General features: G+C 56.6%; 15 protein-coding genes. 3 read left to right on the plus strand and 12 right to left on the minus strand.

What is annotated here, in order from left to right:
- Positions 1–12: 12 nt before the first annotated feature.
- The 4 genes from V1603_RS20045 to yfbV form a co-directional block, all read right to left on the minus strand.
- Positions 13–1,845, minus strand: a complete 1,833-nt coding sequence (locus V1603_RS20045; protein ID WP_116338566.1) for an SLC13 family permease — start codon at positions 1,843–1,845, stop codon at positions 13–15.
- Between the two features lie 75 nt (positions 1,846–1,920).
- The gene (locus tag V1603_RS20050) at positions 1,921–2,580 is read right to left on the minus strand and encodes a sugar phosphatase (protein WP_395313163.1); all 660 of its coding nucleotides are present in this window, start codon (positions 2,578–2,580) and stop codon (positions 1,921–1,923) included.
- 11 nt (positions 2,581–2,591) lie between these two features.
- Positions 2,592–3,086: a YfbU family protein gene (locus tag V1603_RS20055; protein ID WP_163330273.1), complete on the minus strand. Its 495-nt coding sequence runs from the start codon at positions 3,084–3,086 to the stop codon at positions 2,592–2,594.
- A 92-nt stretch (positions 3,087–3,178) separates the two neighbouring features.
- On the minus strand, positions 3,179–3,634 hold the full coding sequence (gene yfbV, locus V1603_RS20060) for a terminus macrodomain insulation protein YfbV (RefSeq protein WP_061097539.1): 456 nt from the start codon (positions 3,632–3,634) through the stop codon (positions 3,179–3,181).
- Positions 3,635–3,971: 337 nt separating this feature from the next.
- On the opposite strand from yfbV, the gene ackA reads away from it, so the two are divergent.
- Together ackA and pta are read left to right on the plus strand one after the other, a co-directional pair.
- Positions 3,972–5,174 (plus strand): acetate kinase, encoded by a 1,203-nt coding sequence (ackA, locus tag V1603_RS20065; protein WP_116338560.1) that lies wholly within the window; start codon positions 3,972–3,974, stop codon positions 5,172–5,174.
- A 76-nt stretch (positions 5,175–5,250) separates the two neighbouring features.
- Positions 5,251–7,392: a phosphate acetyltransferase gene (gene pta, locus V1603_RS20070; RefSeq protein WP_116338558.1), complete on the plus strand. Its 2,142-nt coding sequence runs from the start codon at positions 5,251–5,253 to the stop codon at positions 7,390–7,392.
- Between the two features lie 112 nt (positions 7,393–7,504).
- Here pta and V1603_RS20075 read toward each other — a convergent pair whose 3' ends face one another.
- The 5 genes from V1603_RS20075 to V1603_RS20095 all read right to left on the minus strand — a co-directional run bounded on the left by V1603_RS20075 (position 7,505) and on the right by V1603_RS20095 (position 11,487).
- A complete protein-coding gene (locus tag V1603_RS20075) occupies positions 7,505–8,458 on the minus strand; it encodes a transketolase family protein (protein ID WP_395313164.1) in 954 nt (317 codons plus the stop codon).
- Positions 8,451–9,281 carry a transketolase gene (locus tag V1603_RS20080; protein ID WP_316379331.1) on the minus strand — a complete coding sequence of 277 codons (831 nt, stop codon included), beginning with the start codon at positions 9,279–9,281 and terminating at the stop codon, positions 8,451–8,453. Before V1603_RS20080 ends, V1603_RS20075 begins: the two co-directional genes overlap by 8 nt.
- A complete protein-coding gene (locus V1603_RS20085; protein ID WP_116338552.1) occupies positions 9,278–10,669 on the minus strand; it encodes a PTS ascorbate transporter subunit IIC in 1,392 nt (463 codons plus the stop codon). Before V1603_RS20085 ends, V1603_RS20080 begins: the two co-directional genes overlap by 4 nt.
- Before the next feature lie 21 nt (positions 10,670–10,690).
- Positions 10,691–10,963, minus strand: a complete 273-nt coding sequence (locus V1603_RS20090; RefSeq protein ID WP_116338550.1) for a PTS sugar transporter subunit IIB — start codon at positions 10,961–10,963, stop codon at positions 10,691–10,693.
- A gap of 80 nt (positions 10,964–11,043) precedes the next feature.
- Positions 11,044–11,487 carry a PTS sugar transporter subunit IIA gene (locus V1603_RS20095; protein WP_047367993.1) on the minus strand — a complete coding sequence of 148 codons (444 nt, stop codon included), beginning with the start codon at positions 11,485–11,487 and terminating at the stop codon, positions 11,044–11,046.
- A 232-nt stretch (positions 11,488–11,719) separates the two neighbouring features.
- Here V1603_RS20095 and V1603_RS20100 point away from each other — a divergent pair, with 232 nt between their 5' ends.
- Complete coding sequence (locus V1603_RS20100) at positions 11,720–12,739, plus strand: LacI family DNA-binding transcriptional regulator (protein ID WP_116338548.1); 1,020 nt, start codon at positions 11,720–11,722, stop codon at positions 12,737–12,739.
- Between the two features lie 3 nt (positions 12,740–12,742).
- On the opposite strand, the gene yfcD is transcribed toward V1603_RS20100, so the two are convergent.
- The 3 genes from yfcD to yfcF are packed head-to-tail and all read right to left on the minus strand — an operon-like array spanning position 12,743 to position 14,616.
- Positions 12,743–13,309 carry an NUDIX hydrolase YfcD gene (gene yfcD, locus V1603_RS20105; protein WP_006811396.1) on the minus strand — a complete coding sequence of 189 codons (567 nt, stop codon included), beginning with the start codon at positions 13,307–13,309 and terminating at the stop codon, positions 12,743–12,745.
- Between the two features lie 55 nt (positions 13,310–13,364).
- A complete protein-coding gene (yfcE, locus tag V1603_RS20110; RefSeq protein WP_116338546.1) occupies positions 13,365–13,916 on the minus strand; it encodes a phosphodiesterase in 552 nt (183 codons plus the stop codon).
- 55 nt (positions 13,917–13,971) lie between these two features.
- Entirely contained in the window at positions 13,972–14,616 is a 645-nt protein-coding gene (gene yfcF / locus V1603_RS20115; protein ID WP_395313165.1) for a glutathione transferase, read from the minus strand.
- Between the last annotated feature and the right edge of the window lie 36 nt (positions 14,617–14,652).

Below are 14,652 nucleotides of genomic sequence, written 5' to 3' on the forward strand. Positions count from 1 at the left end.
CCGGCGATGTTCTCAGAACGGGAATAAAACCGGAATTAACACCACGCACACCACCATCACCAGTACGGTGAACGGCACGCCCAGCTTCACGAAATCGCTGAACTTATAATTCCCCGGCCCCAGCACCAGCGTGTTCACCGGCGATGAAACCGGCGTCATAAACGCCGCGGACGCGGCCATCGCGACCATCATCGCAAACGGATACGGCGACACGCCCATGGATTTCGCCATCGCCAGCGCAATGGGCGCCATCAGCACCGCCGTCGCGGTGTTGGAGATAAACAACCCTATCGTGGCACACATGACAAACAGACAAACCATCATCATGTACGGACCATACCCGCCGCCCACGTCCATCAAGCCTTTTACGATCAGATCCACCCCGCCGGTTTTTTGCAGTGCGAGGGCAAAAGGCATCATCCCAACGATAAGAATAATGCTCGGCCAGTGAATGGCTTTATACGCGCTTTCGGCGTCAATACAGCGGAATTTCCCCATCAGCAGGCAGGCGATAATGGCCGCGACCGGATTAGGGATTTCATCGGTCAGCATCAGCGCCACCATCAGCACCAGACAGAAAATCGCATGCGGTGCCTGGCTGTGCGCCGGTGACGCATCGCTCTCTTCGACCGGCATGTTGAGCACTACAAAATCACGTCCTTTTTGTCCGAGCTGGCTTATCAGCTTCCAGTTGCCGACGACGAGAAAGATATCGCCCAGCAGGATCGGCTCATCGACGACGGCCCCCTCCATCGCCACGCCATCGCGCTTCAGCCCCACGACGTTCAGGCCATAGCGGGTACGGAACCCCATTTCACGCACGGTTTTACCCAACAGTTCCGATTCCGGTATCAGCGACACTTCGGCCATGCCCACATCCAGCGCCTGATCGGAAAAATACTCGCCGCGCAGCACCATCGGCTCCAGCAGCTGTTCGCTGCAAAACTCACGCAGATCCACCTCCGCGGTAGACATATCGATCAGCAGAACGTCTCGCGCCCGAAATTCCGACACCCCGTTAACGTTGACGATCACCCGGCGAAAACGGCGCCAGCGCTCTACGCCAATTACGTTCGCGCCATAACGCTCGCGCAGCTTAAGGTCGTCGAGCCGCTGGCCAACCATCGGCGAGCCGGGGCGAATGGCCAGACGGCGCGCCCGCCCGGAGAGACGGTACTCCCTGATCAGATCGCGGAAGGTACGTCGCTTCCACCCCTCTTTGTTCTTATCCTGTTTGTCGCCTTTCAGGGCAAAACGGGTCAGCAGCATGTAGATCACGCCCATCGCCAGAATCACCAGCCCAAGCGGGGTGACGCTGAAAAAGCTGAAGCCCTGAAATCCTTCCCGAAGCAGCTCGCTGTTGACGACCAGGTTCGGCGGCGTCGCCACCAGCGTCATCATACCGCTGATCAAACCGGCAAAGCTCAGGGGCATCATCAGGCGCGACGGCGAGCTCTGCATCCGCATGGAGACGCTCAGCACCACCGGGATAAAAATGGCGACCACGCCCGTTGAGCTCATAAATGCCCCCAGCCCGGCGACCGTCAGCATCAGATAGATCAGCATTTTGGTTTCACTGCTGCCGGCCACCTTGACCAGCCACGCGCCCATGATGGTCGCCACACCGGTGCGCACAAGGCCGTCGCCGATGATAAACAGAGCAGCAATCAGGATAACGTTGGGGTCGCTGAACCCGGAGAAGGCTTCCGGTAGCGTGAGCGTGCCGCTCAGCACAAACGCGACAATGACAAACAGGGCAACGGCATCCATGCGCACCTTGCCTGTGGCGAAGAGAATAATGGCGATTAAAAGCAGGCTCAGAACCCAGATCAGTTCACCGTTCACAACCTATCCTTGTCAGTGGAAGATGAGAAATTCTGCCATAAAAAAGCCCCAGCAGCGTGGGGCTATATCATGGGATTACATTTTTAGCGAGACGGTTACAACTCCATCGGGTGCTCTTGACACCGCCAGCGCCGTCAGGGAATTAATCACAAAGTCCGCCTCGTCCAGGCGTGGGGACCCCGCCGGAACGTTTACGGCAATGACGTGGCTACCGGCGTTCAGCCCGGCCAGCACGCCAGCGGCCGCATCTTCCACCACCACGCATTCTGCAGGCGCGAAGCCCAGCATTTCTGCACCAAGCAGAAACGCATCCGGCTCCGGCTTGCCGCGTTTGACGCGCTCTGCCGTAATGAACACCTCTGGCTTCGGTAAGCCGGCCGCCTTATGGCGGGCATGAGCGACCGGAACAGAGCCGGAGGTAACAATCGCCCACGGGATCTGCGCTTCATTCAGATGCTCAAGCAGTTCGCGCGCCCCGGGCAACGCGGTAATGCCCTCGGTATCGGTGGCCTCAATCTGCTCCAGGTATTTGAACTCCGCCTGGATCTCCTCCTCAGAACGCCCCGCTAAGAAGTGCCGCAATGAGGTAATGGCCTGTTTGCCATGGATAAAATTCAGCACGTCCTGATGATCGATGCCGTGCCGGTCGGCCCAGTGGCACCACGAGCGCTCCACAACCGGCAGCGAATCCACCAGCGTACCGTCCAAATCAAACAGAAAACCTTTACACTGCACACGCACCTCCGTCAGGCATTAATAATTTGTTGAATTTCGTTGCTGCTTAAATGGTACTGGCGCGGGCAGGCGTGCCACGCGCTCAGCATACGCTGGTATTTATCCCACATAGGGGTCTGGGCGTTGAAACCGTGCGTACCCGCATCAAAGTGGGTGTAACGCCCTTCGGTGTTAACCATAAAGCGCACGTAGCTCAGATAGCGCGCTTCCGTCGCTGCATCAAAGCCTAAGAAGGTGACGCGGCGTTCGTCAATGGACTGCTGGTCTTTGAGATTCGTCCAGGACACATGCAGGGCGTGGTACATCTCCATAATGTCGATCACGACGCGGCAGGTTTCTTCTTTCAGCTCGCCAAATTCGCGGTCCAGTTCACGCATTTGCAAACCGAACCCTCGTTCGACGATGGTCTGCAGGCGGCTGTAGCGCGCAGCGTTATCGGGATCAAGCATAGTCATCATCTTGTACTGGTTAGACAAAATCAGACGTTGAGCATGGGTCATTTCCATCTTTCGACTCCTGTAGCGCATTGCACTGTAAAAAAAAGACACGGTAACGGTTTGTTACTGTGCCTTCTTTTGTTAGTCGTTTCGATGATCAATCACAAGTCATCGAGGAATGTTTTATCCAACTGCTTAAAAGCACGCTTTAACGTGTCCGCCAGCGCCTGGTAATCCGGCTTGCCTTCAACCGGGGCCAGCGCCTGCCCGGCCTCCTCCAGTTTTCCACGCACTTCATAAAACCAGTGTAAAATAGAAGGCGGAAGCGGCGTGATGGAGCGTTTACCTAACCACCACAGCCCCTGCATCGGCAGGCTTAACGCGAAGAGCGCCGTCGCGACGGCAGGGCCAAGCTGTCCACCGAGGGCGATTTGCCAGCACAGGGTAAAGATGGCAACCGGAGGCATAAAGCGAATCGCATAGCGCGTAGCGCGGATGGTGCGATTCTCAATAAACATTGGCGCAAGGCGCTTTTCCATTGGCCACGTCTTTGCGTAATGCTGTCCCCGACGAAACAGACTGAAAAAGTTCACGGACGGGATTTCGGGTGTCGACATGGCTGTACCTCAACTTCACATATAAAAATTAAAATTTTTGTGCAAAACCACAACAGGCTATGACAACGTTCAAAATATTTTGTCATCGCTACCCCGTATCGGGTATCCTGTGCCAGCCTGATAGGGCCATAGACGAGAAGCATTAACTCGTCAAATTATCGCATATTATGCCATTGGCTGAAAATTGTGCAAAATGGCATAAAATCATAGTTATTTCTTTCATCATGCCAGAATGTTCGTTTGCCATGATGTTAATCATAAATGTCTGAGTCATCATGCGTTACGCTGTTAGACTCACTGACGTTTTTTTAGCCACGTATCAATAATAGGTACTTCCATGTCGAGTAAGTTAGTACTGGTTCTGAACTGCGGTAGCTCCTCACTGAAATTCGCCATCATCGATGCGCTCAACGGTGACGAGTACCTCTCTGGTTTGGCCGAATGTTTCCATCTGCCTGAAGCACGTATCAAGTGGAAGATGGACGGCAGCAAACAAGAAGCGGCTTTAGGTGCAGGCGCCGCTCACAGTGAAGCGCTGAACTTTATCGTTAACACTATTCTGGCACAAAAACCAGAACTGTCTGCTCAGCTGACTGCGATTGGTCACCGTATCGTCCACGGCGGCGAAAAATACACCAGCTCCGTCGTGATCGACGACTCTGTTATCCAGGGTATCAAAGACTCCGCCTCTTTTGCTCCGCTGCACAACCCGGCGCACCTGATTGGTATCGCTGAAGCGCTGAAGTCCTTCCCGAATCTGAAAGACAAAAACGTGGCCGTGTTTGATACCGCGTTCCATCAGACCATGCCGGAAGAGTCTTACCTCTATGCCCTGCCGTACAGCCTGTACAAAGAGCACGGCGTACGTCGCTACGGCGCGCACGGCACCAGCCACTTCTATGTGACTCAGGAAGCCGCAAAAATCCTGAACAAACCTGTTGAAGAAGTGAACATCATCACCTGCCACCTGGGCAACGGTGGTTCTGTTTCTGCTATCCGCAACGGTAAATGTGTTGATACCTCCATGGGTCTGACCCCGCTGGAAGGTCTGGTGATGGGTACCCGTTCCGGTGACATCGACCCGGCGATCATCTTCCACCTGCACGACACCCTGGGCATGAGCGTTGACGACATCAACAAAATGCTGACCAAAGAGTCTGGCCTGCTGGGTCTGACCGAAGTCACCAGCGACTGCCGCTATGTTGAAGACAACTACGCTGAGAAAGCTGACGCTAAACGTGCAATGGACGTTTACTGCCACCGTCTGGCGAAGTACATCGGCTCTTACACTGCACTGATGGACGGTCGTCTGGACGCGGTGATCTTCACCGGCGGTATCGGTGAGAACGCGGCAATGGTTCGTGAACTGTCCCTGGGCAAACTGGGCGTTCTGGGCTTCGACGTTGATCACGAGCGTAACCTGGCTGCTCGCTTCGGCAAGTCTGGTTTCATCAACAAAGAAGGCACCCGTCCGGCAATCGTTATTCCAACTAACGAAGAGCTGGTCATCGCGCAAGACGCGCATCGCCTGACTGCCTGATTCCACACCGCCAGCAATGCTGGCGGTGCTGTTTTGTAACCCGCCCAATATCGGCGGTAACGAAAGAGGATAAACCGTGTCCCGTACTATTATGCTGATCCCTACCGGAACCAGCGTCGGCCTGACCAGCGTCAGCCTTGGCGTGATCCGTGCTATGGAACGCAAAGGCGTTCGTCTGAGCGTCTTTAAGCCAATCGCCCAGCCGCGTGCCGGTGGCGATGCGCCAGACCAGACGACCACCATCGTTCGCAAAAACTCCAATCTGCCAGCGGCTGAACCGCTGAAGATGAGCCACGTTGAATCTCTGCTCTCCAGCAACCAGAAAGACGTGCTGATGGAAGAGATCATCGCTAACTACCACGCTAACGCGCAAGACGCAGAAGTGGTGCTGGTAGAAGGTCTGGTTCCAACCCGCAAACACCAGTTTGCTCAGTCTCTGAACTTTGAAATCGCGAAAACCCTGAACGCAGAGATCGTTTTCGTAATGTCTCAGGGCACTGACACCCCGGAACAGCTGAACGAGCGTATCGAACTGACGCGCAGCAGCTTCGGCGGTGCGAAAAACACCAACATCACCGGCGTGATCGTCAACAAACTGAACGCGCCAGTGGATGAGCAGGGCCGTACTCGCCCTGACCTGTCTGAAATCTTCGACGACTCTTCCAAAGCGAAAGTCATCAAAGTTGACCCGGCTAAGCTGCAGGAATCCAGCCCGCTTCCGGTTCTGGGCGCGGTGCCATGGAGCTTCGATCTGATTGCCACCCGTGCAATCGATATGGCGCGTCACCTGAACGCTACCATCGTTAACGAAGGCGATATCAACACTCGCCGCGTGAAGTCCGTGACCTTCTGTGCGCGCAGCATTCCGCACATGCTGGAACACTTCCGCGCAGGCTCCCTGCTGGTGACCTCCGCTGACCGTCCTGACGTGCTGGTTGCAGCGTGCCTGGCGGCGATGAACGGCGTGGAAATTGGCGCCATCCTGCTGACCGGTGCCTACGAGATGGACCCACGCGTGAGCAAGCTTTGCGAACGCGCTTTCGCCACTGGCCTGCCGGTCTTCATGGTGAACACCAACACCTGGCAGACCTCCCTGAGCCTGCAGAGCTTCAACCTTGAAGTGCCGGTTGATGACCACGAGCGTATCGAGAAAGTTCAGGAATACGTTGCTGGCTACATCAACGCAGACTGGATCGAATCCCTGACTGCCACCTCTGAGCGCAGCCGTCGCCTGTCTCCACCGGCCTTCCGTTACCAGCTGACCGAGCTGGCGCGTAAAGCGGGCAAACGCGTTGTGCTGCCAGAAGGCGACGAACCACGTACCGTTAAAGCGGCTGCCATCTGTGCAGAGCGCGGCATCGCGACCTGCGTGCTGCTGGGCAACCCGGATGAGATCAACCGCGTAGCGGCGTCTCAGGGCGTTGAGCTGGGCACTGGCATCGAAATCGTTGACCCTGAAGTGGTTCGCGAAAGCTACGTTGCCCGTCTGGTTGAGCTGCGTAAGAGCAAAGGCATGACCGAAGCCGTTGCGCGCGAGCAGCTGGAAGACAACGTGGTGCTGGGCACGCTGATGCTGGAGCAGGACGAAGTTGACGGTCTGGTTTCCGGTGCGGTTCACACCACCGCGAATACTATCCGCCCACCGCTGCAGCTGATCAAAACGGCACCGGGCAGCTCTCTGGTCTCCTCCGTGTTCTTCATGCTGCTGCCTGAACAGGTTTACGTTTACGGCGACTGCGCGATCAACCCGGATCCTACCGCAGAACAGCTGGCTGAGATCGCTATCCAGTCTGCGGACTCCGCGACTGCCTTCGGTATTGAACCACGCGTAGCGATGCTCTCCTACTCCACCGGCACCTCTGGTGCAGGTAGCGACGTAGAGAAAGTGCGTGAAGCGACCCGCATTGCGCAGGAAAAACGTCCTGATCTGATGATCGACGGCCCGCTGCAGTACGACGCCGCAGTAATGGCTGACGTTGCGAAATCCAAAGCGCCGAACTCGCCGGTTGCAGGTCGCGCGACCGTGTTCATCTTCCCGGATCTGAACACCGGTAACACCACCTACAAAGCGGTACAGCGTTCAGCAGACCTGATCTCCATCGGGCCAATGCTGCAGGGTATGCGCAAGCCTGTGAACGACCTGTCCCGCGGTGCGCTGGTTGACGATATCGTCTACACCATCGCGCTGACGGCGATCCAGTCTTCGCAGCAGCAGTAATGTTAAAAAGCCCGGTGGCGCTAGCGCTTACCGGGCCTATGGTTTTGTAGGCCGGATAAGCGAAGCGCCATCCGGCAAAAAAGGCGACCACTTAACCGGTCGCCTTTTTTATTTACAGCAACTCCCGCGCCGCCGACACAATGTCATGCGCAGTAAGACCATATTCCTTCTGCAGGAAATCCTGCGTCCCCACCTGACCGTAGCGCTCCTTAACGCCCACCCGACGCATCGGCACCGGGCAGGTTTCCACCAGCACCTCCGCCACCGCCGACCCCAGGCCGTTGTGAATGCTGTGGTTTTCGCAGGTGACGATGCGCCCGGTTTTCTCGGCGTAGTTTTTCACCAACATTCGGTCGATAGGCTTCAGGGTAAACATGTCGATGACCGCCGCGCTGACCCCCTCCTGCTCTAGCTGGCGCGCCGCCTCCAGCGCCTCCGCCACCATGATGCCGTTGGCAATCAGCGTGATATCGCTGCCTTCGCGCAGCACGTTGCCTTTGCCAATGGTAAAGGTCGAGCCCGGCGCATAGACGCTCGGCGCCTGCTTGCGGATGGTACGCACCCAGTAAAAGCCTTCGAGGTCGATAAGCTGACGCAGCACGTCCTCGAACATCACCGCGTCTGTGACCTCCAGCACCACCGAATGCGCCAGACCGCGCACGATGCCCATATCTTCGAACGACATGTGCGTCCCGCCGTTGTGGCAGGCCGTCACGCCCGCGTCTGAAGCAATCACCTTCACGTTGTTACGCTGGTAGTCCAGGGACATAAACAGCTGGTCGAAGCAGCGGCGGCTGGCAAACGCGGTGAAGGTATGAACGAACGGCTTACGCCCGGTGAGCGACAGCCCCGCCGCGGTGCCAATAACGTTGGCCTCCATAATGCCGCAGTTAATCACGTGCTGCGGATAATCGCGCGCTACGCCGTCCATCGCCATCGAGCTCATCAGATCCGCTTCCAGGGCGACAATCTCGCTGCCGGCCTCAATCTGCTTTGCTACGAAGCCCGCGTAGACCTTACGCATCTCAACGGCGTCTTTCTGTCCTGCCGGTGCAACCTTAATCATGTGAAGCCTCCAGTTGGCGAATCGTCTCGTTGAGGGCCGCTTTGCTCTCCGCGGTCAACCGCAGGTGGTGCGAGTTGCTGAGCTGTTCCAGGTACGGCACCCCCTGCCCTTTGATGCTGTCGAGGATCACCACCCGCGGACGCGCATCGGCCTCCGGTACCCTTGAGGTCACCTCCAGCAGCGCCGGAACGTCATCCCCCTTCACCGTTACTACGTCAAAGCCAAAGGCGCGGAATTTCCCTTCCAGGTCGAACGCGCTGATGATCTCGTCCAGCTCGCCGTCGAGCTGCTGTTTGTTCCAGTCGACGAACACCGTCAGGTTGTTGAGGCGATGGTGGGCGATAAACTGGAAGGCTTCCCAGCACTGACCCTCGTTCAGCTCGCCGTCACCGACGATGCAGAAGACCCGATTCGGCCGCCCCGCGAGCTTGTGCGACAGCGCCATGCCGCCAGCGATGGAGATCCCCTGCCCGAGCGAGCCGGTGGTGGCGTCCACGCCGCGCGTTTTCAGGCGGTCCGGATGGCTTGGCAGACGCGTGCCGTTCTGGTTCAGGGTGCTCAGCTCCTCCATCGGGAAGTAGCCCTTAATCGCCAGGGTGCTGTAGAGCGCCGGGCCCGCATGGCCCTTCGACAGCACAAAATAGTCGCGCTCCGGCCAGTCCGGATCCGCCGGGTCGATCTTCATCACCGCGCCGTACAGCACGGCCAGGGTTTCGACCACCGACATGCTGCCGCCGTAGTGCCCAAAGCCCAGCTGCGTCAGCGATTTCAGCGTCTCAAGGCGGATCTGGCGCGCCAGTTCAGTTATCTCGTTCTCATTCATGATTTGGCTCCGGTGTTTTCCTGCGCGTTACCGCCAGCAGGTTTGTTTTTCGCGAAGACGTTGTACGCCACCAGCAGTGCGAACAGCGCCACAACCAGCCCGGTGATGGCGAGCGGCGACAGGAAGCGCGCCAGGTTACCCAGCACAATGCCGACCGCGCCGAAATCGGCATCCGAGAAAGTGGTGTTAGCAAAGCCAATCGCGCCCAGTACCGGCAGCAGCAGAACCGGCAGGAAGGTGATCAGCAGGCCGTTGGCGAAGGCGCCTATCATTGCCCCGCGGCGTCCGCCCGTGGCGTTACCGAACACGCCCGCCGTCGCGCCGGTGAAGAAGTGCGGCACCACGCCCGGCAGGATCAGCACCCAGTTGAACTGGCCGCAGATGATTAACCCCACAATCCCCCCCAGGAAGCTGAACAGGAAGCCAATCAGCACCGCGTTTGGCGCATAGGGATAGACCACCGGGCAGTCCAGCGCGGGACGCGCGTTCGGGACCAGTTTTTCCGAGAAGCCGGTAAAGGCCGGGACGATTTCTGCCAGAATCAGGCGCACACCCTGCAGGATGATGAACACGCCCGCCGCGAAGGTGATCGCCATGATGATGGCGTATACCAGGTAGTTCTGACCGCCGCTGAAGGTCGACTCGACATACTCGCGTCCGGCGCTCACCGCCATGATCAGATAGATAATCATCATGGTCAGGGAGATGGAGATCGAAGAGTCGCGCAGGAAGCTCAGGTTCTTCGGCAGGTTCATCTCTTCGGTGGAGCGGGAGCCTTTGCCGACTTTGCTGCCAATCCAGCCGGACAGCACGTAGCCCAGCGTACCGAAATGGCCAAATGCAATCTCATCATTGCCGGTAATACGCTTCATATAGCGCTGCGCAATGGCCGGGAAGAACGCCATAATCAGGCCGAGGATCAGTGAGCCGGTAAACACCAGCCCCACGCCCTCAAAGCCCGCCACGGTGAGGATCACGCCAATCATGCACGCCATATAAAACGTGTGGTGTCCGGTCAGGAATATGTACTTCAGGCGGGTAAAGCGCGCGACGACAATATTCGCCACCATGCCGAAGGCCATGATCAGCGCGGTCGAGGCACCGTATTTTTCCAGGGCTATCGACACTATCGCTTCATTGTTAGGAATAATGCCCTGGATATTAAAGGCGTGCTCAAACATGCCGCCTAAGGGATTTAGCGACCCCACCAGCACCGTGGCGCCGCCGCCCAGCACAATAAAGCCGAGAATCGTTTTAATTGTGCCTTTTACGACATCTGAAAAAGATTTTTTCTGCGCAACAAGACCAATTAACGCAATTAACCCCACCAGCACCGAAGGGACTTTTAAAATATCGACAACGAAATTCAGCGTTTCAAGGATAAACATATCCACCTCGCCTTATCAGGGTTATTGTCTGTCGAACCAGGCGCGCAGCTGCGCTTCGAGTTCGTTGATATCAATGATGTTGTTGATCACTACCAGCTGGCTTTCCGGCACGCTGGCGCTTGCCGCAATGTCTTTCGCCATCACGAACAGGTCCGCCGCGCCCGGCGTGGCGGAGGAGAGATCGGAGTGTTCAACCTCGGCGTCAATGTCCAGCTTTTTGAGCACCTTTTTAATGTTCATTTCGACCATAAAACTGCTGCCCAGGCCAGAACCGCAAATAGCCATGATTTTCATTGTTGTCCCCTTATTTTGAGTAGAGCACGCCCCATCACGCTGGCGCGTAATGTTGGGAAGAATCGGATTAAAGAATTAAATCAGAAGCGGTCAATAATGGTTTTAATATCCTCCAGGGTATTCGCCTGATGTAATTTCTCCATATCCTCGTCGCTGGAAAATAGTTCTGCGAGTGCGGATATCATTTCAATATGGCTATGTTTATCCGGTGCCGCGAGCATAATAATCAGATCGACAGGGTCAAACTCTCCGGCACCAAAAGAGACGCCCTGTTTTAGTTTTAGTAATGACAAGCCCAGTCCTTTGGCGCCCTCCTCCGGCCGCGCATGCGGCATGGCCAGCCCTGGTGCCAGCACATAATAGGGTCCTAACGTATGGTGCTGCTGAATGATTGCCGTCACGTATTCCGGTGCAATCACCTGCAGATCCAGCAGCGGTTTCGCGCATATCTCCAGCGCCTGCGGCCAGCTTTCAACGCTATCCTGCAGCGTAATGGTTGTATCATATATCCACTTTTTGAGCATTTTTCCCTCCCGCTAAACGCTAAAGATGGGCAAACTTTATTCAACCCATCAATCATTGACTGCGATCGCGATCACAAAGATAGCGCTACCAATAACTAACATGCAGAAGTGTGATAGCGCTATCAAATTGTCATTATCGTGTGAAATCACAGCAAAAAAAGGGATTTAAGGCGTATACTGCCTGTCACCTGAAATGAAGGAAAAAGAACGCGTCTGGTCAGCAGGAAGGTGTATGTCTTTAACCCGAAAACGGCGCAGTACCGGAAAAGTCACGCTCGCTGATGTCGCACAGCTTGCCGGAGTCGGCACGATGACCGTCTCCCGTGCACTCCGCACGCCTGAACAGGTTTCCGATAAACTGCGTGAAAAAATTGAAGCTGCGGTGCAGGAGCTGGGCTATATGCCCAATCTCGCCGCCAGCGCACTGGCATCGGCGTCGTCATGGACGATTGCGATGGTTGTTCCCAACCTTTCCGAAGCCGGTTGTTCAGAGATGTTTGCCGGGCTACAGCAGGTGCTGCAGCCGGCCGGATACCAGATCATGCTGGCTGAGTCCCAGCATCGTCTTGAACAGGAAGAAAAACTGCTCGAAACGCTGCTGGCGTCGAATATCGCCGCCGCGATTTTACTCAGCGTCGAGCACACCGACACCGTTCGCCACTGGCTGAAAAATGCGTCGATTCCGGTGATGGAGATGGGTGCTATGCGCGCCGATCCGATCGATATGAATATCGGGATCGATAACGTGGCGGCCATGTTTGAGCTGACGGAAATGGTGATCAGGCGCGGCTACCAAAATATTGGCCTGCTGTGCGCCAACCAGGAGCAGTGGATTTTCCAGCAGCATTTGCAGGGCTGGTACAAAGCGATGCTGCGCCATCATCTGTCGCCGAACCGGGTGATTAACGCGGCGATGCCGCCGAGCTTCTCGACCGGCGCGGCACAGCTGCCAGAGTTCCTGCTGGCGTGGCCGGAACTGGATGCGCTGGTGTGCGTATCAGACGAGCTGGCCTGTGGCGCGCTGTATGAGTGTCAGCGTCGACGCATTAAAGTGCCGGACGATCTGGCAGTCGTGGGCTTTGGTGATAGCGACGTGAGCCGCGTTTGCCAGCCGCCGCTGACGACGATGGCGGTACCGCATCGTAAGATTGGGATTGAGGCAGGAAAAGCGCTACTGGAACGTCTGAATGACGGAGACTGGCGCGACCAAAAACCCATCGCGTCCAGCCTGTGCCTGCGGGAAAGCTGTTAAGGCTTACTCAGCCTCTTCCTCTTTTTCCGCTTTGTTTTCCGGCTTAGCGGATTCGTTTTTGGCGTTGCGGGTCATCCACAGCGCCAGCGCCTTTAATGAATCTGGCGTGAACTCGTCGCAGCGGGCAGTAATCTCTTCCGGCGTCATCCAGCAGACTTCGCTTACTTCCTCTTCCTGCAGGGCGAAAGGCCCGTGGGACACACAGCTAAACAGTCCGCCCCAGACGCGGCAATGCTCGTCTTCGAAATAGAACTGGCCGTGCTCGGCAAACGGCACCCCGGCGATGCCTAACTCTTCTTCCGCTTCACGACGCGCGGAATCCAGCAGCACTTCATCGGCCTGCACGACGCCACCCGCGGTGGCATCCAGCATACCCGGAAGAAAATCTTTAGTGTCCGTGCGGCGCTGGACCAGAATTTTGCCCATGCCGTCATGCACAACGATGTACGTTGCACGGTGACGCAGGCGCTCTGCACGCATTTGTTCGCGGCTCGCCTGCGCGATCACTTCATTTTCTTCGCTGACAATGTCAACCCATTCAGTACTTGCCAAATGATTCTGCTCCACCATCGGGAAACCTTCTCGTCTAAGCGCTCTTTCGGCGCGTTTGCAGTTGTGGTGTAACTTACGGATTAATCGCTACCTGCGCAATAACTTGCTGATCATTAAGTGCGATAACGCTCAGGGTATTTCCATCCAGCATGCCATAGCTCGCAGGATATCCGCCTTTCGGGATGCTGACCGACCCCGGGTTAAAGTGATAGATCTCACCGCGTTTTTCAGCAACCGGAATATGAGTATGACCGTAAACCAGGACATCGCCAGCCGCGAGCGCAGGGAGATTGTCCGGGCTAAAAAGATGCCCATGCGTCAGGAACAGCCGGCAGTTTTCCTGCAGCACCTGTTGCCACGGCGCGGTAAGAGGAAAATGGAGCAGCATCTGGTCCACTTCGCTGTCGCAGTTGCCGCGCACGGCGATAATGCGCGAGGCAAAGGAGTTGAGCTTCTCCGCCACCTGCGCAGGGGCATAGCCTTCCGGCAGCGCATTGCGTGGCCCATGATTTAACACATCCCCCAGAATCACCAGCCATTGCGCCCCGCTTTGCGAAAACAGAGAAAGCACTCGCTCGGTCGCGGGTAGCGATCCATGGATATCCGACGCAAACATCAGTTTCATCCGTCACTCCCAGGTAAAAAAACTGCCCTTATCATACCTGAAGCGTCAGGGCTTATCAGCCCGCGCGCTTAGCGGAGAGTGCCACATAGCGCTGTACGGAAGCGCGCTGCCACTGGAACGCCGCATAATCCACCAGCAGTTGAGGCACCTCATCGCCGTTGAGAATCAAACGGTTCAGCATCAGCGCCAGATCGGTATCGGCAATGCACCATTCACCGAACAGGTTCGGATTACCGTGAGCGAGCAGCGAGGTGGCGGTTTCAATCAGCTTTTGCGCGCTGTCGACGCCTTCTGCGCTGAGCGCTGGCTTTTTCACACCGGCAAACACGACATCCGTGGAGCGCTCGACGCGAATCGGCACCAGGTCGCTACGCAGCCACGCCTGGATCTGCCGCGCGCGGGCGCGCTTTTGCAGATCGTAAGGATAGATGCGCTCCCACTCAGGCGGCGCAAAACGATCTTCCAGATATTCATCGATCGCCGACGATTCGCTCAGCGCAAAGCCATCGATCTCCAGCACCGGCACGCGTCGCGTCAGGTCGTAACCCTGCCACTGGGGTTTGAGATGTTCACCACCGTCGAGATCGACGGTCTTCAGCGTAAAGGAGAGTCCCTTTTCGGCCAGCGAAACGTATACGCTCATGACGTAGGGAGAAAAGAAATTTGCATCGGACCACAACGTAATTACGGGCTGGTTCATAACATCCTCATCGGCTGATCGGTTTTTACTCAACAT

Origin of the sequence: Enterobacter sp. ECC-219 (assembly GCF_043966805.1) — a bacterium.
Classification (GTDB): domain Bacteria; phylum Pseudomonadota; class Gammaproteobacteria; order Enterobacterales; family Enterobacteriaceae; genus Enterobacter; species Enterobacter cloacae_N.